This window comes from Pseudarthrobacter cremeus (assembly GCF_051857465.1).
Classification (GTDB): Bacteria; Actinomycetota; Actinomycetes; order Actinomycetales; family Micrococcaceae; genus Arthrobacter.
Map to the genome: position 1 here is coordinate 131,094 of NZ_JBPZHC010000010.1, position 19,295 is coordinate 150,388.

At 64.9% G+C, this 19,295-nt stretch carries 19 protein-coding genes; 6 read left to right on the forward strand and 13 right to left on the reverse strand.

Annotated features, from left to right (window positions below; all coding sequences use genetic code 11):
- Positions 1 to 114: 114 nt before the first annotated feature.
- From ACS5PJ_RS17745 to ACS5PJ_RS17765, 5 genes are read right to left on the reverse strand one after another with little or no spacing between them, the layout of a single operon-like run.
- On the reverse strand, positions 115 to 1,101 hold the full coding sequence (locus tag ACS5PJ_RS17745) for a D-ribose ABC transporter substrate-binding protein (protein WP_439436178.1): 987 nt from the start codon (positions 1,099 to 1,101) through the stop codon (positions 115 to 117).
- A 48-nt stretch (positions 1,102 to 1,149) separates the two neighbouring features.
- Positions 1,150 to 2,268 (reverse strand): ABC transporter permease, encoded by a 1,119-nt coding sequence (locus tag ACS5PJ_RS17750; protein WP_439436179.1) that lies wholly within the window; start codon positions 2,266 to 2,268, stop codon positions 1,150 to 1,152.
- 2 nt (positions 2,269 to 2,270) lie between these two features.
- A complete protein-coding gene (locus tag ACS5PJ_RS17755) occupies positions 2,271 to 3,809 on the reverse strand; it encodes a sugar ABC transporter ATP-binding protein (RefSeq protein ID WP_439436180.1) in 1,539 nt (512 codons plus the stop codon).
- Positions 3,806 to 4,456, reverse strand: coding sequence for a DUF2291 family protein (locus ACS5PJ_RS17760; protein WP_439436181.1), 651 nt, complete (start codon positions 4,454 to 4,456; stop codon positions 3,806 to 3,808). The genes ACS5PJ_RS17755 and ACS5PJ_RS17760 overlap by 4 nt, the downstream gene beginning before the upstream one ends.
- Before the next feature lie 53 nt (positions 4,457 to 4,509).
- Positions 4,510 to 5,526 carry a zinc-dependent alcohol dehydrogenase family protein gene (locus ACS5PJ_RS17765; protein ID WP_439436182.1) on the reverse strand — a complete coding sequence of 339 codons (1,017 nt, stop codon included), beginning with the start codon at positions 5,524 to 5,526 and terminating at the stop codon, positions 4,510 to 4,512.
- A 212-nt stretch (positions 5,527 to 5,738) separates the two neighbouring features.
- On the opposite strand from ACS5PJ_RS17765, the gene ACS5PJ_RS17770 reads away from it, so the two are divergent.
- Both ACS5PJ_RS17770 and rbsD read left to right on the forward strand, forming a co-directional pair.
- Positions 5,739 to 6,680 (forward strand): ribokinase, encoded by a 942-nt coding sequence (locus tag ACS5PJ_RS17770; RefSeq protein WP_439436183.1) that lies wholly within the window; start codon positions 5,739 to 5,741, stop codon positions 6,678 to 6,680.
- Entirely contained in the window at positions 6,677 to 7,060 is a 384-nt protein-coding gene (gene rbsD / locus ACS5PJ_RS17775; RefSeq protein ID WP_439436184.1) for a D-ribose pyranase, read from the forward strand. The genes ACS5PJ_RS17770 and rbsD overlap by 4 nt, the downstream gene beginning before the upstream one ends.
- Positions 7,061 to 7,399: 339 nt before the next feature.
- Here rbsD and ACS5PJ_RS17780 read toward each other — a convergent pair whose 3' ends face one another.
- On the reverse strand, positions 7,400 to 8,767 hold the full coding sequence (locus tag ACS5PJ_RS17780) for a phenylacetate--CoA ligase family protein (RefSeq protein WP_439436255.1): 1,368 nt from the start codon (positions 8,765 to 8,767) through the stop codon (positions 7,400 to 7,402).
- Between the two features lie 327 nt (positions 8,768 to 9,094).
- Here ACS5PJ_RS17780 and ACS5PJ_RS17785 point away from each other — a divergent pair, with 327 nt between their 5' ends.
- The 4 genes from ACS5PJ_RS17785 (at position 9,095) to ACS5PJ_RS17800 (ending at position 11,420) form a co-directional block, all read left to right on the forward strand.
- Complete coding sequence (locus ACS5PJ_RS17785) at positions 9,095 to 9,334, forward strand: hypothetical protein (protein WP_439436185.1); 240 nt, start codon at positions 9,095 to 9,097, stop codon at positions 9,332 to 9,334.
- Positions 9,335 to 9,342: 8 nt separating this feature from the next.
- Positions 9,343 to 10,077 carry a GAF and ANTAR domain-containing protein gene (locus ACS5PJ_RS17790; protein ID WP_439436186.1) on the forward strand — a complete coding sequence of 245 codons (735 nt, stop codon included), beginning with the start codon at positions 9,343 to 9,345 and terminating at the stop codon, positions 10,075 to 10,077.
- Positions 10,078 to 10,103: 26 nt separating this feature from the next.
- A complete protein-coding gene (locus ACS5PJ_RS17795) occupies positions 10,104 to 10,484 on the forward strand; it encodes a VOC family protein (protein ID WP_439436187.1) in 381 nt (126 codons plus the stop codon).
- A 108-nt stretch (positions 10,485 to 10,592) separates the two neighbouring features.
- Positions 10,593 to 11,420: an ANTAR domain-containing protein gene (locus ACS5PJ_RS17800; protein WP_439436188.1), complete on the forward strand. Its 828-nt coding sequence runs from the start codon at positions 10,593 to 10,595 to the stop codon at positions 11,418 to 11,420.
- 112 nt (positions 11,421 to 11,532) lie between these two features.
- On the opposite strand, the gene purU is transcribed toward ACS5PJ_RS17800, so the two are convergent.
- From purU to gcvH, 7 genes are all read right to left on the reverse strand, one after another.
- On the reverse strand, positions 11,533 to 12,387 hold the full coding sequence (gene purU, locus ACS5PJ_RS17805) for a formyltetrahydrofolate deformylase (RefSeq protein WP_439436189.1): 855 nt from the start codon (positions 12,385 to 12,387) through the stop codon (positions 11,533 to 11,535).
- Positions 12,388 to 13,866, reverse strand: coding sequence for a D-serine/D-alanine/glycine transporter (gene cycA, locus ACS5PJ_RS17810; protein ID WP_439436190.1), 1,479 nt, complete (start codon positions 13,864 to 13,866; stop codon positions 12,388 to 12,390).
- On the reverse strand, positions 13,856 to 14,707 hold the full coding sequence (locus ACS5PJ_RS17815) for a methylenetetrahydrofolate reductase (protein WP_439436191.1): 852 nt from the start codon (positions 14,705 to 14,707) through the stop codon (positions 13,856 to 13,858). The genes cycA and ACS5PJ_RS17815 overlap by 11 nt, the downstream gene beginning before the upstream one ends.
- A 37-nt stretch (positions 14,708 to 14,744) precedes the next feature.
- Complete coding sequence (gene lipA, locus ACS5PJ_RS17820; protein ID WP_439436192.1) at positions 14,745 to 15,755, reverse strand: lipoyl synthase; 1,011 nt, start codon at positions 15,753 to 15,755, stop codon at positions 14,745 to 14,747.
- Between the two features lie 31 nt (positions 15,756 to 15,786).
- Positions 15,787 to 17,184, reverse strand: a complete 1,398-nt coding sequence (locus tag ACS5PJ_RS17825; RefSeq protein ID WP_439436193.1) for an L-serine ammonia-lyase — start codon at positions 17,182 to 17,184, stop codon at positions 15,787 to 15,789.
- A gap of 209 nt (positions 17,185 to 17,393) precedes the next feature.
- Complete coding sequence (glyA, locus tag ACS5PJ_RS17830; RefSeq protein ID WP_439436194.1) at positions 17,394 to 18,704, reverse strand: serine hydroxymethyltransferase; 1,311 nt, start codon at positions 18,702 to 18,704, stop codon at positions 17,394 to 17,396.
- Complete coding sequence (gene gcvH / locus ACS5PJ_RS17835) at positions 18,701 to 19,084, reverse strand: glycine cleavage system protein GcvH (RefSeq protein WP_354146446.1); 384 nt, start codon at positions 19,082 to 19,084, stop codon at positions 18,701 to 18,703. The genes glyA and gcvH overlap by 4 nt, the downstream gene beginning before the upstream one ends.
- Positions 19,085 to 19,295 lie beyond the last annotated feature (211 nt).

Genomic DNA, 19,295 nt, shown 5'->3' on the forward strand with positions numbered 1-19,295 from the left:
GCCCGGGAGGGCTGTGGTTGCTTGGCTTGGCGTCGGGCTGGCCGCTCAGCAAATTTCCGGCCAGCGGCCAGCCCGACTCATGTGTCCTGCCCTAAGCTGCCTGGTGCGAAAGGCCTACTTTGACAGGGTGAACGGGGACGTGAACTTGGAAACGTTGTCCTTGGTGATCAGCGTGCAGTCAAATGCCTGCTTTTCCTCGCTGGCGCCGGTTTTGCCGGTCTTGATAAACGAATCGGCCTGCTGAACGGCCTTCTTGGCGAATTCGGCAACCGGCTGAAGAACCGTGTACGAGAGGGATCCTGCCTTGACGGCTTCGGCTGCGTCCGGTGCGCCGTCGAAGCCGCCCACCTTGACCGATGCCAGCTTGCCGGCTTCCTTCAGCGCGGCGATGGCGCCGAGGGCCATCTGGTCATTGCCCGCGAGCACGCCCTGAAGGTCAGGGTGCGCCTGCAGCATGGACTGCGTCTTGTCGTGGCCTTCCTTCTGGTCCCAGTTGGCAACCTGGGCGTCGAGGAGCTTCAGGTCGGGGTACTGGGAGAGGACCGTGGCGTAACCGTTGGAGCGGGTGGCTGCGTTGTTGTCCGACGGCGCGCCCTTGAGTTCGACGTAGGATCCCTTCCCGCCCATTGCCTTCACGAACTCCTGGGCACCGAGGGCAGCTCCCTGGGCGTTGTTGGACACCAGCTGCGCTTTCGCCAGGCCCTGCTCGTTGATTTCGGCGTTGACCAGGAACACCGGGATGCCGGCGCTGACTGCCTTCTGTACGCCTCCGATCGAACCATCGGCATTGGCGGGGTCAAGGATGATCGCGGCCGACTTGTTGGTGATAGCCGCGTCCACCAGGTCGCTCTCGGCCTTGGTGTCGCCCTTGTGGGAGGTGACGTCAACCTTGTACCCGAGCTTCTCGCCCTCGGCCTTGGCCGCTGCGCCTTCGGTGGACCAGTACGGGTTGGCCGGGTTGTTCACGATCACGGTGATGAGGTTGCTGCCGCCGCCTGCGGATGCCGACCCCGTGGTGGAAGGTGCCGGCGAGCCGCCGCAACCGGTGAGGGCGAAGATCGCAGTGGAGGCAGCCAGAACGGCTGCAGCTTTTAGCTTCATGATGATGTCCTTCGTAGTGTTTGCGTTGTGATGTATTGCTGGCTGGAACTAAGACACTGGCTCGTTGACTGAGTCGCCCGGCATCTTCTCTTTGGTGGGCGGCGCTGCAGCACCCTTGACTTCCTTAACCTTTGTGGACCGGTATTCGAGGCGGTTGAGCATCACGGCGACAACGATCACGGCGCCCTTGAAGACCATCTGCCAGTATTCGGAGACGCCGATGATGACCAGGCCGTCGGAGAGGAAGCCGATGACGAAGGCACCGAGCAGGACGCCGCGGATGTTGCCCCGGCCGCCGGAGAGTGCGGCGCCACCAATGACGACGGCGGCAATGGCTGTCAGTTCGAAGGAGTTACCGGTGGTGGGGTTCGCTGAGGTGAGTTCGGAGGCAATGATGACGCCGGCAATCGCAGCACACACGCCGGAGATGACGTAGATGCTGACCTTGACCTTCTTCACGGGGATGCCGGAGAGCTCCGCGGCCCGTTCGTTGCCGCCGGAGGCGTAGAGCCACCGGCCAAACGCCGTGCGGGCGAGGACCAGGCTGCCGATGCCAGCAATGACGATCATGACCAGAACACCCGTGGGAACGCCCAGGATCCGGTTGAAGCCGACGGCATCGAAGCCGGTGTTGCCCAGCGCCGGGTTGCCGCGGAGGTTGGAATAGGTCAGCCCGCCGGTGATCAGCAGCGCTGCGCCGCGGACCACGTAAAGGGTTCCCAGTGTTGCCACGAACGGCGCGACGCCAAACCTGGACACCAGGGTGCCGTTGATCCAGCCCACCAGTGCGCCCACGCCCACCGCCACCAGCACCGCTACCCACACGGGCGGGTACAGGGTGACGCCCAAGGCGGGTACCGGCACCCCTTGCATCAGGAAGCCTGCGATGACGCCGGCGAGTCCCACGGTGGAACCCACCGAAAGGTCGATGCCGCCGTTGAGGATGACCATCAGCATGCCCACGGCAAGGATTGCGAAGACCGCAACGTGCGCGGACATGGTCAGGAGGTTATTGACGCTCAGGTAGTTCGGCGACAGGATCGAGAAAACCACGGTAATAACGATCAGGGCGATGAATGCGCGGCCTTCGAGCAGCAGCCGGGGGATGTCCAAACCCCCGGAAAGCCATCCTGGCCGGCTCTGGGCCGGCGTGCGTGTGGAGCTCATGTCTAGTGTCCGTTCGTGGTCGAAGCAGTGGCGGATTCACCGGAGGCCGCCATGATTTGTTCTTTGGTGGTGGTGGAAGCGTCGAATTCGGCAGAGATCCTGCCCTTACTCATGACAATGACCCGGTGGGCGATGCTCAGGCACTCCCCCACCTCGGATGTTGAGTAAAGGACTGCCAGGCCCTTCTCCGCCAGCTCCGCCAACAGGCCGAAAACTTCCGCCTTTGCCCCGACGTCGATCCCCCGGCTTGGCTCATCAAGCAGGATGACTTTGGGGTTGGTGGCAAGCATCTTGGCGATGACCACCTTTTGCTGGTTGCCGCCGCTGAGGGACCCGATGGCGGCACCCGGACCTGCGGTTTTGACCCTGACGTCCTGGATTCCCTGCTTGACGAGCTTGTTTTCATCCGTGTTGGAGAGGATCCCCCGCTTGATGAACGAGCCGAGGCTGGCGAGGGACAGATTCCGTCCCACCGTCATGGTCTGGACCAGTCCGTCACGCTGCCGGTCCTCCGGGACCAGACTCAGGCCCTCCCCGATCCGTTCGGCGATGGTGAGGCTCGCGAGGTCCTTGCCTTGGACCCTTACCTGGCCGCCGACAAGGGGCACCCGCCCAGCTGCGGCTTCGAGCATCTCTGTTCGGCCGGCCCCCATGAGCCCGTAGATGCAGACGATCTCACCGGCGTGAACGGTCAGTGAGACCCCGTTGACCGCGAGCCGCCCGGGGTTGGAGGGATCGGCGACCTGGACGTCGTCGATCTCCAGTGCAGCGTCAGTGAAGTCGGTCCTGGCCGGAGGCTGACCCAGATCGAAGTTGCGCCCCACCATGTTGCCCACGATCCAGTCAAGGTCGACGTTACGGGTCTCCTCATGGGCAACGATCAGCCCATCCCGGAGGACGGTGGCGTAATCGGAGATCTCGATGGCCTCTTCGAGGTGGTGCGAGATGTAGACGATCGAGACACCGGCGGCGGTGAGGTCGCGGATGACCTTGAACAGGACTTCCACTTCGCTGGCGCTGAGTGCGGAGGTGGGCTCGTCCATGATGAGGATATTGGCGTTGACCGATATTGCCCGGGCGATTTCAACGATCTGTTGCTGTCCAAGGCGGAGATCCGCGACCAGTGTGTCCGGATCGATCTGCTCCTCGAGCCGCACCATCAGCTCCTGGACATTTTTCCGTTCCGTGGCGTAGTCAACGCCGCCGGCCCGGCCGATGATCTCCCGGCCCATGTAGATGTTGTCCCGCACACTCAGGTTCGGGCACAGGCTCAGTTCCTGGTGGATGATCGAGATGCCCTGATCGCGGGCTTCAACGGTGTTCGCGAACTGGACCGGCTCGCCCCTCAGCTCAAGGCCGCCCGAGGTGGGCGCCTCGATGCCGGAGAGAATCTTCATCAGGGTGGATTTGCCGGCGCCGTTTTCACCGAAGAGCGCGGTGACTTTACCTTCCACGACCTCAAAATCAACACCCTTGAGGGCCTGGGTTCCGCCGTAGCGTTTGGCGACGTTGGTGGCCCGGAGGATGATATTGCCGGTCATGGCGTCACCTCGATCTTCACCGGCGTGATGATGTAGGCCGCGGGATTGATCGGCTGGAACGCGCCAGTCACCGAGACGGTCTTCCCCACGAGGGTGGCCTTGTCCATCTTGTCCAGCACAAACTTCTTGACCTGCTTGTTCAGTTCGGCGCCGACGTTCTGGTATTCGATCTGGTTCTTGAACTGCGCAAAGTCGACCTTGCCGGTGGCGTCACGGATGGCGGTGCCGTTGACGGCCGGGCCCATCTGGACGAAGACCTTGACCTCCGCCGGTACACCTTCGACCTGGACCGGAAGGAGACCGTTCGCGTCGGGCTGGCCGGCGACGCCCTTCAGCTTGACCGAATAGACGGCCGGGGAGGACCCGGAGACCACACCGAACTCTTTGGCCGCGGCTGCCGGATCGGCGGTCAGGGCCTTGCTCACCACGGCGATGTCCTCAGCCCGGGACTCAATGTCCGGCGCAATTTCGCTTTCGTACTTCTGCTCAGCAAACTGCTGTGGGCTGAACGTGCCGGCCGCCGTGCCGGTGCTGTCTGAGGTGGAGACGATCTTGGTGCTCAGGAACATCAGGATGATCAGGACCAATGCTGCGCCGCCGAAGATCAGCCGGCCGCGCTTTTTTGCTGGTGCTTTGCGAGTGCTCATGGGTGCAGACTTTGCTTTGTCGGCCTCTTGGGAGAGGTTGGTGGGTGCTTCCATTAGAGGACTTGGGACCTGGCGTCGTTGGGCCGGATCTGCAGCTTCCGCCCGGTTCCCTGGCGGAACTTGTCCAGGGCCTCGTTGTAGTCATCGAGGGTGAAGGAGTGGCTGATCATGGGGACGCTCTTGATGGCGCCGGCTTCGAACATTTCGACCGCGCGGCCAAAGGTGTTCAGTACCGCCATGGTGCCCACAATGCTGATTTCGTCGCGGTACACACGGAACGGCGAGTAACCGGCCTTTGCTTCCACGGGAGCCACGCCGAAATGCTGGAAGGTGCCGCCTGCCTTGACGCGGGGCAGTCCGTCCTCGATGGCGCGGATGACGCCAGTGCAGTCGATCACCACGTCCCACAGGTCGCGGTCGGCGTCGTCGGCTGATGCATAAACATTTTCGATGCCGACTTCGCGGGCGGCATCCAGGCGGCTTTCGTTCAGGTCGACGATGGTGACGCTGGCCGCCCCGGCGCGGGGTGCAAGCTGTGCCATGAGCAACCCCATGGTGCCGGCACCGTAGACGAGGTAGTGCTCGCCCATCTTGCGGGGAAGGATGTCGTAGCCGCGGATCGCACAGGCCAACGGTTCAATGAGGGCTGCCTGGTAGAGATCCGTTTCGGGCTTTAACTTGAAAACGTTGCTCACCGGCGCCTTCAGGAACTGCGCTGCAGCCCCATCGCTGGCCACAACGCCCAGGCCATTCCAGTTGCGGCACAGGTTTCCGCGGCCCGTGAGGCAGTACTCACATTCACCGCAGGTGGTGCTGGGATTGATCGCCACACGGTCACCGACGGCCAGGTTGGTGACGCCTTCACCGAGGGCGGTCACTGTACCGGAGGCTTCATGGCCCGGGACGAGGGGGAACACGGTCCCCTCAAACTCGCCGTCCAGGACATGGGTGTCAGTGCCGCAAATACCCACTGCGGCAACTTCAATAACCACTTCCTTTGGCCCGGGGACGGGGTCCGGCACTTCACGGAGCCCGAGTTTTCCTGGACCTTCAAAGACTATTGCGCGCATCTACCTTGACGCTCCTGTTTCCTAGGACGCACCGGCTCGGCTTTGATTCGGTGCTCTTGCTGTTTCCGCCGGTGTTTCGGGAGGAAACGGTGTGGTCAGCATGTTAGAACTATGTGATCTTGGGGCTGAACCGTGTTACAAATAAACGTAGCTGTGAGATATAACACTGTCAACACCACGGGCCCAGTCCGTTCCAACAGGGAGTGAATTCGATGAAGTCAGAGGAAAAAGGCGCGACGCCGAAGCTCCACGTCGCGGTGGTCGGCTCGATCAACGTGGACTACCTGGCAAGTGTTGACAGGCTGCCGGCGCCCGGCGAGACCGTGGCCGGACGGGAGTCCCACGTTGTGCCGGGAGGCAAGGGGGCGAACCAGGCGGTGGCGGCCGCACGTCTGGGGACCGACGTCGTCCTTATCGGTTCTGTGGGGCAGGACCCTAATGCTGCCCTGGCTTTGCAATTGCTCAGGGACTCAGGTGTGGACGTCTCCGGCATCGGTGCCACGGAGGGAGCCACCGGAACGGCGTTTGTGACGGTTGATTCCAACGGTGAGAACACCATCGTCGTCATCCCGGGAGCAAACGCGGTCACCGACAGAGAAGCCATTCTTCGGCACAGGGATGCCATAGCCAATGCCGGAATACTCGTGGTTCAGGGCGAAATCCCCCGGACCGGTACTGAGGCAGCGGTTGCCCTCGCGACCGGAAGGGTGATCCTGAACCTCGCACCGGTGATCCATGTGGCCCTGGAAACAATAAAGGCGGCGGACCCGCTGGTGGTGAATGAACATGAAGCCGCCTTGGTCCTTCACCAGTTGAACCCTGACCACCCGATTCCGGCTGACCATGCGGAACTGCTGTCCGTGCTGGCCGCCGTCGGTCCCCGCTCGGTGATCATGACCAGAGGATCCTTGGGGGCTATGTACACAGAGGACGGCAAGGTCGAATCAGTTCCTGCCCCGAGGGTGGAAGTAGTGGACACCACGGGCGCCGGAGATGCTTTTGTCGGCGCACTTGCGGCAGCCCTTGCTGTGGGCTCAACGTTAGGTAAGGCCGTGGAGTTTGCTTCACGGGTGGGGGCCTATTCGGTCCAACGTTCCGGGACCCAGGCTTCCTACCCCACTGCTGCCGACGCACTTCCGGTGGTGACCCTGTGAAGAAAACCGGCATTCTGAATGCTTCACTCAATGGCCATATATCGAGGCTCGGTCATGGGGACCTCGTGGTAGTTGCCGACTGCGGCCTGCCCATCCCCCTGGGCACGCCCACGGTGGACCTGGCGCTGGTCTTTGGCGTGCCTCGGTTCACTGAGGTACTCGATGCCCTGTGTGAGGACGTGGTTTTCGAAGGGTGCGTTGCCGCCTCCGAAGCCATTGGCAAAACAGCGGGCGGGTGGATAACCGAGAGATTCCCTGGCGTGGATTACGTTTCGCATGAAGAGCTCAAGGACCTTGTCGCCTCTGCCAAGGTGGTGGTCCGCTCCGGCGAAGCGACGCCCTATGCCAACGTCATCCTGCGCTGCGGAGTCCCTTTCTGACGGAGCAATCCCACAGACCAGCGCCAAAGGGAAGCACTTCGGCGCAGGACGACTATCAGCTAAAGGGGCTGGCCGGGAAGTCGGTCCCGCCTGGCTCGGCCGGATAGTCGCCTGCGACCCGCCGTCCAGACCATCTGGCGCCGCTGTGATCGTATTTTCCGCAATGGATGCAGTGCCGGCGCAGCGTCCCGTCCTGGTCCGTTTCGGCCAGCCAGTGGTGCCCCACGTTCAACGTGCAAAGCAGCTTTCTGAGCATGATTTCGTCCAGTCCCTAGCGCCAGGCCTTTGCGAGGGGCGGCCCGACGACGGCCGGTTGAATTCTACCGCCGGGGCGCCTCGTCAGCCACGAAAGTCTTTCTTCAGGCCACGCACCAGCGGCGCTTTGCCGAGGGGTGTCCGTTCGAGCGTGTCCACCAGATGAAGGTCCACTGCGGTCTGCACAACGCCGGCCCTCGTGAGGGCTTCAACGACTGAAGCCCTCACCTGCTCTACCGACCTGCCCGGCGGAAGGCCCACCAGCAGCACCCTCAGGCCCGCAGGTTCCTGGATGACCTGCCATCCTGCGCGGGCCGCCTGGTCCAGAACATCGTGGAACACCATCGGGTGGACATCCACGGTGCCGGCTGTGCCCGGCAGGTGCAGGACGTCTTCGATCCGGCCCTCGATGTCCTCCAGCAGGGCAAAGGAGCGTCCGCAGGCACAGCCCCGCCCGCCCAGCCGCACGGTGTCCGACATTTCGTAGCGGATCAGCGGAAGGGTCCGCGAAAACAGGACAGTGACCAGGACTCTTGCCCCGGTGGTCCCGGGCGGAACGGGTTTCCCGTCCCGGTCCACGGGTTCGACAATCAGCAGGTCCTCATAGACGTGGCGGTTCCGGTAAATGCAGGGTGAAGCGATGCCGGCCGTTTCGGTGGCCGCGTACACATCGAAAGGCGTGCTCCCCCACGCCGCCTCCAGCTCGGCTGCGGTGTGCGGGCTGAGCACTTCGGAGGCGGACATCACCCCCTGCGGGGAGATGTGCAGCCGTCCGGCCCGCTGCTCGGCCGCGAGCGGTTTCAGGGCTGAGGCGTAGCCCACCAGGACCCTGGGCTGGAACCGGTTCAGCGCAGCCACCGTCCCCGCCAAGGGCGCGGTGACGTCCAGGCGGAGGGTGGGAACCAGCCTGGAGCGGAGGGAGGCGCCCAGGACCGCTGACTGGTGGGTGGGGACCAGGGTGCTGATGATGGCCACCTTCGGAGGGTGGGTTGGCCCCGCGGAAATGCCGGCCCAGTCGTTCGCCCTCGCATAGGAGGCCAGGACGGTCGCCCACTCGGCCCGGTCCCAGACAAAGGTTCCGCGCCGGCCTGTTGTCCCTGCCGTGGCCGCAGCCCACCAGCGGCCCTTCCACGGCACACCCGGGTCTCCCCCGCGCTCAACCAGGGCATGCAAGTGCTTCTCCAGATCGGCCAGCCGCAGGTCCGGTGCGGTGACTGCCTCGTCGAATTGGCCCATCAGGTCCGCCTTCGTCACGGGCGGCAGCTGGTCCAGGGGTGCGTCGTACAGTCCGGCGTGATGGCGGCGGTAGAACTCCGAGCCGGCATAGGCTGCCCGGCGCAGTTCCTGCTGGGCCTGCTCCTGGTGGTGGGCGATCCGGGCTGCGTCCCAGTGGTCCCGCCTGCGCCAGGCCGCCCGCAGGAACAGCACGCGGGAGACGAGGCGGAGGTCCATCACGTTCCGCGGCCTCGGCGGAGCGCGGCGAGGCGGTCCTCAGCGAGGCGGTAACGGGGTACGCCCCCGTCATAGCCACCCATATGCCCGTCCCAGAACATCATCACTGCTTCCCCGCTGCCGGCCCGCCATACCCCTGAATCCATTCTCGTCCCGGAGGGCTTCCGGTGTCAGAGGCTTTAGTCCCCGCAAGTCCCAGCACCGGCGGGGACGGGCAAGGCCGGAGCCGCCCGAAGCCGTCACGGAAAAATCACCGCGCTGAAACACCCCGGCAACCTGCCCCGGGCATGCTGTGACTACGGGGACATCATCAGCAGGGGGCACAGCATGAGCACACAGCAGGCACAGAAGGTAAAGCTCCAGCCGGGCGACTACATCGAGGCGTGGCACAACGGGAAGCTGTTCCACCGGGGCCGGGTCACCGACGTCGTACGTTCACTGGAACTGATCTGGATCAGGGACGCACGGACCGGCACGCGGAAGCTGCTGGACCCGGAGGCCCTGGAGATCGTGATTACCCAGGATCCGGCCGCCGTCCAGCAGATGGCTGAACCGGGTTCTGCCTAGAATGAGGGATGACTGTTTCGCCTGAGCATGAGCTGCTCCTTGAGCTGCAGGACCTGATTATCGGCACGGATTCGGTGGCGGACTTCCTTGGCGGGCTCTCCGTCATTGCGGCTTCCTCGATCAGCCGGTCAGCAGGGGCCGACATTGAATGCGGCGTCACGCTCAAGCACGGCAAGAAAACCGCGACGGTAGGCGGAAGCACTGAACGCGCCGTGCACCTGGACATGATCGAACAGCGGGTGGGCGACGGCCCGTGCATCCTGGCGTTGAAGGTGAAAAAGCCGGTCCTGATGGCCGACGCCCGCACCGATCCGCGCTGGCCCGGCTACCAGAAGGCACTGATCGAGGAAGGCTGTTTCAGCGTCCTCGGCGTGCCCATGCAGCTCAATGAAGACGCCAGCGCAGCCCTGAACTTCTTCGCGCCTGCCACCGGCCTGTTCAGCGAGGAAACCATCGCCGAGGCGGCCCGGTTCGCCGACGTCGCCGGCCGGGCCGTGCGCCTGGCCGTCCGCATCGGCACCGCGGAGGGCGCAGCGGATGACCTGGCCAAGGCGATGACCAGCCGCACGGCCATCAACCTCGCCTGCGGCATCGTCATGGGCCAGAACCGGTGCAGCCAGGCCGAGGCCATGGCAATCCTGATCAATGTCTCCAGCCACCGGAACCAGAAACTCCGGGACATAGCCGAGGAGATCGTCCTGAAGGTCTCAGGCGAAGAGCCGGTCACCTACTTCGACAAATAGTCCGGCCAGTGCCGTAGATTGGCGGCATGGAACTCCGACTTGAAGTTGTTCAGGTGCCTGTGTCCGACGTCGACCGCGCCAAGGCCTTCTACACCGACCAGCTCGGCTTCGTGCTTGATCACGACGTCGAACACATCCCCGGGATGCGCGTCGTCCAGCTCACCCCGCCCGGATCCGCGGCATCGATCGTCATCGGCACGGGCATGAACGGTATGGTGCCGGGCAGCCTTGAAGGCCTCCAGCTGGTGGTGCCGGACATGGCCGGGGCGCGCAGCGAACTCGTCGGCCGCGGCGCCCCCATCAGCGAGGCCCAGGACCTCGGCGGGTTCATGTTCGCCCACTTCAGCGACCCTGACGGCAACCGCTGGGTCATCCAGGAGATCCCGCCGAAGGGTCCCTCGGACTGACCGCGTGCGGCGCCTCCAGGGTCGCCTGAAAAAGCGAGTACTCACTACTCGGGTGTCCTCTTGACGGAATTCATACAATAAATGGATACCGACTCTGGGGGTTGGACCATGCAAACTGCATCTCAGTCAGAACGGCGGGACACAGGCGTCCTACTGGACATCCGCGGGCACTCCGAGGCCGCGTTGGCGTTCTCGCTTGCCAAGATCGCGGCCACGATGGCCAGTGACGTTGCCGGCTCACCCGTGGAATGCACAGTGACACTCCTGCGGCCGCAGGCCACACCCTGCACGGCAGCAACGGACGACGGCGCCGGCGAACTTTCGCGCTGGGAGCACCGCACCGGGCGGGGCCCCACGGCACGGGCGCTGAACGGCGGATTGTCCATCATGCTCAACGAGCACTGCAAGGACGCCCGCTGGCCCGGCTACGCGGCGAGCCTGAGAAGTGCCGGCTTCCGGTCCGCTGTCGCCATGCCGCTGGGGCTCAAACGCGGATACCGTGCGGCCCTGACGTTCTATGCCGCCGCGGGGAACGTGTTCAGCCCTGCCGTCGCCGCGCGTCTCCTGGCTTTTTCCGACGTCGCGGCCAACAGCCTCACACTGGCACTGCAGATCCGGGCGGACCTGGTCCTCTCCGCGGAACTCCGCACGGCCCTGGCCAGCCGCACCGAGATCGACACCGCCTGCGGCGTGATCATGGCGCAGGACCAGTGCTCCTACGACGAAGCTCTTGGCTCCCTCACCCAGGCGGCGCGAGCCAGGAGCCTGGGCATCCGCGGGGTGGCACAAAGCATCATTCTTTCACTGGCCGGCGACGTGCCGGCTTCGGGCAGTGTTGTGGCTGCGCAGGCGGCTGCGGAGACGGACGCCGACGCCGCCACGCACGCGGATGCGGCCACGCACCTGGAGCAGCCCGCAGTGATGCAGGAGGCCTGAGGCAAGGGGGCTGGGTCCTTGCCTCAGGCGTAAACGCGAGATGGCAGATGGCGTCTGATAGAAAACATCAGCGCCATCTGCCATCTCTGTGAAGCGAGTGCAGCATGAACTGTCAGCGGAGAATGACTGTCCTGCCGCCGTCGAGCATTACCCTGCCCTCGCAGTGCCACCGCACGGCGTTGCTCAGCGCCTTGCACTCGGCATCCCGGCCCACCCGCACCAGGTCCTCCGCCGTGTGCGTGTGGTCCACCTCGATGACCTGCTGGGCGATGATCGGGCCCTCATCCAGCTCCGCGTTGACGTAGTGCGCCGTGGCACCCACGGTCTTCACGCCGCGGTCATAGGCCTGGTGGTACGGCTTCGCGCCCTTGAAGCTGGGCAGGAACGAGTGGTGGATGTTGATGGTTTTACCGGTGAGCTTCGCCGACAGCTCATCGCTGAGGACCTGCATGTAGCGGGCCAGGACCACGAGCTCGACATCGAATTCGTCCACCAGCTCCAGCAGCCGCGCCTCCTGCGCCGGTTTGGTCTCCTTGGTGACCGGCAGGTGGAAGAACGGGATGTTGTGCCACTTGACCAGTTCCTCGTGGTCCGTGTGGTTGGAGACCACGGCCACGATGTCCACGGGAAGATCGCCCGTGCGGGCCCGGAACAGAAGGTCGTTCAGGCAGTGCCCGAACCTGGACACCATCACCAGGACCCGGCGCTTGCGGCCGTGCGGCTCCAGCTGCCAGTTCATGGCCCACGTTTCGGCCAGCGGCGCGAAGTCGCTGCGCAGCTCGTCGGTGCTGAACTCCCTGGCACCGGATTCGAAGTGGATGCGCATGAAGAACTGCCGGGCCTGGCGGTCGCCGAAGTGCTTGGTGTCGATGATGTCGCAGCCGTGGTCCAGCAGGTACCCGGTGACCGCGTGGACGATGCCCGGGGACTCCGCACAGTTGACGGTCAGGACGTGTTCGGTGGCCATTTAGTTCCCCCGGAGGGCTTTCTCGTGGGCGGCGGCCTTCTCCTCGGCCACGACCTGCTCGCCGGCCAGATCCTTCTGGAACTCCGCGTAGCGGGCCAGGTGGGACGGGCGGCGGCGGATGATGAACCAGGCGGCGCCGAGCACGATGAACCAGATGGGTGTGACCAGCAGTGCCAGGAGCGTGTCCGGCTGCGTGGTCAGAGCCCAGAGCACGAAGGCGAAGAACGCGAAGACCACCCAGACCATGGGGATGCCGCCGGGCATCTTGTACTTGGAGGCCTCGTGCAGGTGCGGGCGGCGGGTCCGGAACTTCAGGTAGCTGGCCAGGATGATGGACCAGACAAACACGAAGCAGACGGCGGAGACGGTGGTCACCATGTCAAAGGCCTTGCCGATGTCCGAGCCCGCGTACATCAGGATGACGCCGGAGAGCAGCAGGACGCAGGAGAGGAACAGGGCGTTCTGCGGGACCTTGCGGCGGGACAGGCGGCTGAACATGGTGGGGGCGTCGCCTTCCTGGGCCAGGCCGTAGACCATGCGGGAGGTGGAGTAGATGCCGGAGTTGGCCGAGGACATGGCCGAGCTGAGGACCACCAGGTTCACCACGGTGGCGGCGGCGCCGAGGCCGGCCAGGGAGAACATGGCGATGAACGGGCTGTGGCCGGCCTGGAACTGGGTCCAGGGGGTGACCGACATCAGGATGATGAGGGCGCCCACGTAGAAGAGCAGGACGCGGATGGGGATGGAGTTGATGGCCTTGGGCAGGTTCTTCTCCGGGTCCTTGGCCTCGGCCGCGGTGGTGCCCACCAGTTCGATGCCCACAAAGGCGAACACGGCGATCTGGAAGCCGGCCACGAAGCCCATGAATTCGTTCGGGAAGAATCCGCCGTGGCTCCACAGGTTGGAGAAGGTGGCAGGGCCGGCGTCGGACTGGAAACCGCTGAAGATCATGAACAGGCCCACGATGATCAGCGCCGCGATGGCGATGATCTTGATCAGCGCGAACCAGAACTCGGTCTCACCGAACGCCCGCACCGTGGCGAGGTTCAGGAGCAGGAGGATGGCCACGGTGACCAGGCCCGGGATCCACAGGGGCAGCCCCGGCCAGAGTTCCTCCGAGTAGCCGGCGATCGCGATCACGTCAGCGATGCCGGTGATCACCCAGCAGAACCAGTAGGTCCAGCCGGTGAAGAATCCGGCCCAGGGGCCCAGCAGGTCCGCGGCGAAGTCGCTGAAGGACTTGTAGTGCAGGTTGGACAGCAGGAGTTCGCCCATGGCCCGCATGACGAAGAACAGCATGAAGCCGATGATCATGTAGACGAAGATGACGGACGGGCCGGCTGCGGAGATGGTTTTGCCGGAGCCCATGAACAGGCCCGTGCCGATGGCGCCGCCAATGGCGATCAGCTGGATGTGCCGGTTGCTGAGCTGGCGTTCAAGATGCGGGGTTTGGGGGGTGGTGACGGTTTTACTGCTCACGTGCTGCTCCTCGAATCAATGCTGGCTGGAGTGCTGCTGGGGATGACGCGGGGCCCGCTTCGTTGGGGACCGCATCGAGGTTGTTGAAGCTGTAAAGGTGGATGCCGGCAAGGTTGCCGGTTTCAGGACTAGTGGTATTGGTGGTTTCGAGCTCGGCCACCAGGCTGGCGGGCGAGTAGCGGTCACCGCTGAGCAGCTTGCGCGCCAACGGGCCTTTCCTGCTCAGGAACTTCAGGGAACTTCCGACGCCGATCTGCGTGGCCAGCGAGACCAGCCTGGTCCGCGGGACGGACCCCGCCACTCCCGCCCAGACCGGCAGCTTGACGCCTTCACGGCGCAAAAGCGCCGCGTAGTCGGTGATTTTGGGCGCGGCAAAGCACATCTGGGTGACGATGGACGTGGCCAGGTGCTGCTTGGCCAGCAGTGCGTCGAGCAGGTCCAGGGGCTGCACCTTCGGGTGCCCTTCCGGGTAACCCGCGACGCCGGCGCGCATCCGGCCGCCCGTGTACTGCGCGATGTCCTCCAGCAGCGGGAGGGTGTGTTCGTAGGAGCCTGCCGGCTGCTTCCGGTCGCCGCCGATCACAAACACTTCGCGGATGCCGGCGGCGTCGCATTCCCGCATGATCCGCGTCGTTTCGGCCCGGTCATGGATGCTGCGCGCCGCGAGGTGCGGGATGACGGTGTAGCCGAGGCCGCCCAGCTCCACCGCCACGCGGATGGTCCGTTCGATGCCGTGGTGGGGCAGGCACGTCACGGTGAGCGTGGTGGTCAGCGGAACATGGGCGCGGACCTGCTCAAGGATCCCTGTTGACGGGACGATTTCGATTCTCGTAGGGAACACCTTTGGTCCTTTCTGGATATCGATCCTGGTCCGCCGGTCAGCTGGCCCGGGCTGCCAGGAGTGAGCTGGCTTCCTGGCGGGTGCTGCCGGAGGACTCGATGTGGGCGAGTTCGGCGGGGATTTCCCAGCCCTTCTTCCGCATCGCGGTGGCCCAGAGCCTGCCGGCACGGTAGGAGGACCGGACCAAAGGACCGGACATGACGCCGAGGAAGCCGAGCTCGGTGGCCTCGTCCTGGAGGTCCACGAATTCCTGCGGCTTGACCCAGCGGTCCACCGGCAGGTGCCGCTCGGACGGGCGCAGGTACTGGGTGATGGTGATCAGGTCACACCCGGCCTCATGCAGGTCCTTCAGGGCCTCGGAGATTTCCTCGCGGGTCTCACCCATGCCCAGGATCAGGTTGGACTTGGTCACCATGCCCAGGGCCCGGCCCTGCGTGATCACATCAAGGGACCGCTCGTACCGGAACGCGGGCCGGATCCGCTTGAAAATCCTCGGCACGGTCTCCACGTTGTGCGCGAACACCTCAGGCTTGGAATCACAGATCGCCGCGATGTGCTCCGGCTTGCCGGAGAAGTCAGGGATCAGCAGCTCAACACCGGTGCCCGGGTTCAGCTCATGGATCTTCCGGACCGTCTCCGCGTACAGCCAGACACCCTCATCGGCCAGGTCATCCCGGGCCACCCCGGTCACGGTGGCGTAGCGCAGCTGCATGGCCTGGACCGAGCGGGCCACCTTGGTGGGTTCGAACATGTCCACCGGGGAGGGCTTGCCCGTATCGATCTGGCAGAAATCACAGCGCCGGGTGCACTCGGACCCGCCGATCAGGAACGTGGCCTCCTTGTCCTCCCAGCACTCAAAAATGTTGGGGCAGCCAGCCTCCTCACACACCGTGTGCAGGCCTTCCTTCTTGACCAAATTCTTCAGCTGCACATACTCCGGGCCCATCTGGACCTTCGCCTTGATCCACTCAGGCTTCCGCTCCACGGGAACCGCCGAATTACGCTGCTCAACCCGGAGCAGCTTGCGGCCTTCTGGTGCCAGTGTCATCAGTTCTCTTCCCTTAGCATTCTGCAGTCGCCTAGCATTCGACCACGTTGACGGCGAGGCCGCCCATGGCCGTTTCCTTGTATTTGGAGGACATGTCCTTGCCGGTTTCGCGCATGGTCACAATGACCTCGTCCAGCGATACCCGGTGTGTCCCGTCGCCCCAGAGCGCCATCTTCGCGGCGTTGATGGCCTTCGCCGCGGCGATCGCGTTCCGTTCGATGCACGGGACCTGGACCAGCCCGCCGATCGGATCGCAGGTCAGGCCCAGGTTGTGCTCCATCGCGATCTCCGCGGCGTTTTCCACCTGTTGCGGTGTGCCGCCCATGACCTCGGCGAGGGCTCCGGCCGCCATCGACGACGCCGATCCCACCTCGCCCTGGCAGCCCACCTCGGCACCCGAAATGGACGCCTGTTCCTTGTACAGCACCCCGATGGCCGCCGCGGTGAGCAGGAACTTGACCACGACGTCGTCGCGGTCTTCCTGCGTTGCCTTGTCCATGCCGGGCGCGAAATGCAGCGCGTAGTACAGGACCGCCGGGATGATCCCGGCCGCACCGTTGGTGGGCGCGGTGACCACCCGGCCGCCGGACGCGTTCTCCTCGTTCACGGCCAGGGCGATCAGGTTCACCCATTCCTGCCAGTACTTGGGGTCCCGGTCCTTATCTTCCTTTTCGAGCCGCTCATGCCAGTCGGGCGCACGACGGCGGACCTTCAGTCCCCCGGGCAGCAAACCTTCGCGCTTGAGGGAGACCTGCACGCATTCCTCCATGACGGAGTAGATGTGCAGCAGGCCCTCACGGATCTCCTCCTCGGAGCGGGAGGCCCGCTCGTTCACGAACATCACCTCACCGATGGACAGGCCCTTGGACTGGCACCTGCCCAGCAGCTCGGCGGCGGTCCGGAACGGCAGCGGCAGCTCCTTCTTGGACTCGTCCAGTTCCTTCAGGGCAGCGTCCTCTTCGCCCTCGCGGACAATGAAGCCGCCGCCCACGGAGAAGAACGTGGCCTTGTGCAGGACCTCGCCTTCCTGGTCGCTGACGGTGAAGGTCATGCCGTTGGTGTGCCGCGGCAGGATGGTCAGCGGGCGCAGGATGATGTCCGTGACGCCATACGGCAGCGGCACGGAACCGGCCAGCTGGAGGGTCCCCGTCTCGGAGATGGCGGCGAGCCGCTCCTCCACCTCGGCCGGCAGGATCTTCTCCGGGTGGAACCCCTCCAGGCCCAGCAGGATGGCCGTCATGGTGCCGTGGCCATGGCCCGTGGCCGCGAGCGACCCGTACAGGTCAACCCGCAGCCCGGCCACTTTCTCCAGCGCGCCGGAGGACTTCAGCTCCTCGGCGAACACCGCAGCAGCACGCATGGGCCCCACCGTGTGAGAGCTCGACGGCCCAATCCCGATCGAAAAGAGATCAAAGACTCCAACAGCCATGAAGGTTCCTAACTAACTAATTTTCATGATGCGGCACCGCAGTACGGTGCTGCACGAGGTGCCGGCCGGAGCCGGGCTTTTCGAAAGCGTGCGTCAGAAGCGAGGAACTGGGCCCACACCGTCCGGGTTCCCTGGCCGAGCTTGCGAGGCTAGGGGGACGGTGGGGACTAGCACGCGTGAAAACTCCGGTCCGCCGGCACCGGAGGCGACTAGAGCCCCGGGTACAGCGGGTGGGCGGCGGCGAGTGCCTCCACCCGGTGACGCAGGCCCGAAAGGTCCGCATCGGCGTCGGCCGTTAAGGCCTCGGCGATGATATCCGCAACTTCACGGAAGGCAGCCTCGCCGAAACCGCGGGTGGCCAGCGCCGGGGTGCCGATACGGAGACCGGAGGTCACCATCGGCGGGCGCGGGTCGAACGGGACGGCGTTGCGGTTGACGGTGATGTCGATCGCGGCGAGGCGGTCCTCGGCCTGCTGTCCGTCGAGCTCGCAGTTGCGCAGGTCAACCAGGACCAGGTGCACGTCGGTACCGCCGGAGATCACGTTGATCCCCTTGGCGGTGACGTCCGGCTGGACCAGGCGCTCGGCCAGGATGCTCGCGCCGAGCAGCACACGCTCCTGGCGCTCCTTGAACTCCGGCGACGCGGCGATCTTGAAGGCCACGGCCTTGCCGGCGATGACGTGCTCCAGCGGCCCGCCCTGCTGGCCCGGGAACACCGCCGAGTTGATCTTCTTGGCGATGTCGGCGTCGTTGGAGAGGATGATGCCGCCGCGCGGACCGGCGAGGGTCTTGTGCGTGGTGGACGTGACAACGTGGGCGTGCGGCACCGGGCTGGGGTGCAGGCCTGCTGCCACCAGACCGGCGAAGTGGGCCATGTCCACCATCAGGTAGGCGCCCACCAGATCGGCGATCCGGCGGAACTCGGCGAAGTCCAGCTGCCGGGCGTACGCGGACCAGCCGGCGACGATCAGCTGCGGCTTGTGCTCGAGCGCCAGGCGCTCCACCTCGGCCATGTCAATGGTGTGGGTGTCTTCGCGGACCTGGTACGGGACCACGTTGTAGAGCTTGCCGGAGAAGTTGATCTTCATGCCGTGCGTGAGGTGCCCGCCGTGGGCCAGGTTCAGGCCCATGATGGTGTCGCCCGGCTTGATCAGCGCGTGCATGACCGAGGCGTTGGCCTGGGCGCCGGAGTGCGGCTGCACGTTGGCGAACGCGGCACCGAACAGGGCCTTGACCCTGTCGATGGCCAGCTGCTCGGTGACGTCCACGTGCTCGCAGCCGCCGTAGTAGCGCTTGCCCGGGTAGCCCTCGGCGTACTTGTTGGTCAGCACTGAGCCCTGCGCCTGCATGACGGCGACGGCGGTGTGGTTCTCCGAGGCGATCATCTCCAGGCCGTTGCGCTGGCGGGTGAGTTCGTCGTCGAGCTTGACGGCGATCTCGGGGTCCAGCACGGACAGGTCGGCGTCCAGGGACGGGGAGATGACCTGCTCGAAGACTTTGACGTCCGCGGGGGCGGTCACAGTTCGCCGCCGTTGGCTTCTGCGTATTCCTGGGCGGAGAGCAGCGGGCCCTCTTCGGTCACGGAGACCTTGAAGAGCCAGCCGGCGCCGTAGGGGTCGCTGTTAACCAGGGCGGGATCGGCGACGGCGTCGTCGTTGATTTCCGTGACCTCGCCCGTGACCGGTGAGTACAGGTCCGAGACGGACTTGGTGGACTCGATCTCGCCGCAGGTCTCCCCCGCAGTCACGGTGGAACCAACCTCGGGCAGGTCCACGTACACGATGTCGCCCAGTGCCTCTGCGGCCACGGCGGACACGCCGATCACGGACGGACCGTCGCCATCCGTGGAGATCCACTCGTGCTCGACGGAGTACTTCAGTTCAGCGGCAACCTTGGCCATGTGTGTGTTTCCTTAAGTTTAGAAATCTGTGGGTGGTCGGGTTGGGCCGGGTGGTCCCCGGTATCCTCTGCATGCTGCTCGTTCCTCGCTTTGACGCATGCTGCCGGATACCGCGGACCCCCCGAGGAACCGGCGGGCCGGGGTTTTCGAAAGCGTGCGTCAGAGCGACGGAGGAGCAGCACGCGTGAAAACTCCGGGTCCCGGTTCCGGA

Bases quoted from the DNA above. Each gene is read 5' to 3' on its own strand.
- ACS5PJ_RS17745 (WP_439436178.1), bottom strand. From the start codon at position 1,101: ATGAAGCTAAAAGCTGCAGCCGTTCTGGCTGCCTCCACTGCGATCTTC.
- ACS5PJ_RS17750 (WP_439436179.1), bottom strand. From the start codon at position 2,268: ATGAGCTCCACACGCACGCCGGCCCAGAGCCGGCCAGGATGGCTTTCC.
- ACS5PJ_RS17755 (WP_439436180.1), bottom strand. From the start codon at position 3,809: ATGACCGGCAATATCATCCTCCGGGCCACCAACGTCGCCAAACGCTAC.
- ACS5PJ_RS17760 (WP_439436181.1), bottom strand. From the start codon at position 4,456: ATGAGCACTCGCAAAGCACCAGCAAAAAAGCGCGGCCGGCTGATCTTC.
- ACS5PJ_RS17765 (WP_439436182.1), bottom strand. From the start codon at position 5,526: ATGCGCGCAATAGTCTTTGAAGGTCCAGGAAAACTCGGGCTCCGTGAA.
- ACS5PJ_RS17770 (WP_439436183.1), top strand. From the start codon at position 5,739: ATGAAGTCAGAGGAAAAAGGCGCGACGCCGAAGCTCCACGTCGCGGTG.
- ACS5PJ_RS17780 (WP_439436255.1), bottom strand. From the start codon at position 8,767: ATGGACCTCCGCCTCGTCTCCCGCGTGCTGTTCCTGCGGGCGGCCTGG.
- ACS5PJ_RS17785 (WP_439436185.1), top strand. From the start codon at position 9,095: ATGAGCACACAGCAGGCACAGAAGGTAAAGCTCCAGCCGGGCGACTAC.
- ACS5PJ_RS17790 (WP_439436186.1), top strand. From the start codon at position 9,343: ATGACTGTTTCGCCTGAGCATGAGCTGCTCCTTGAGCTGCAGGACCTG.
- ACS5PJ_RS17795 (WP_439436187.1), top strand. From the start codon at position 10,104: ATGGAACTCCGACTTGAAGTTGTTCAGGTGCCTGTGTCCGACGTCGAC.
- ACS5PJ_RS17800 (WP_439436188.1), top strand. From the start codon at position 10,593: ATGCAAACTGCATCTCAGTCAGAACGGCGGGACACAGGCGTCCTACTG.
- purU (WP_439436189.1), bottom strand. From the start codon at position 12,387: ATGGCCACCGAACACGTCCTGACCGTCAACTGTGCGGAGTCCCCGGGC.
- lipA (WP_439436192.1), bottom strand. From the start codon at position 15,755: ATGACACTGGCACCAGAAGGCCGCAAGCTGCTCCGGGTTGAGCAGCGT.
- ACS5PJ_RS17825 (WP_439436193.1), bottom strand. From the start codon at position 17,184: ATGGCTGTTGGAGTCTTTGATCTCTTTTCGATCGGGATTGGGCCGTCG.
- gcvH (WP_354146446.1), bottom strand. From the start codon at position 19,084: ATGGCCAAGGTTGCCGCTGAACTGAAGTACTCCGTCGAGCACGAGTGG.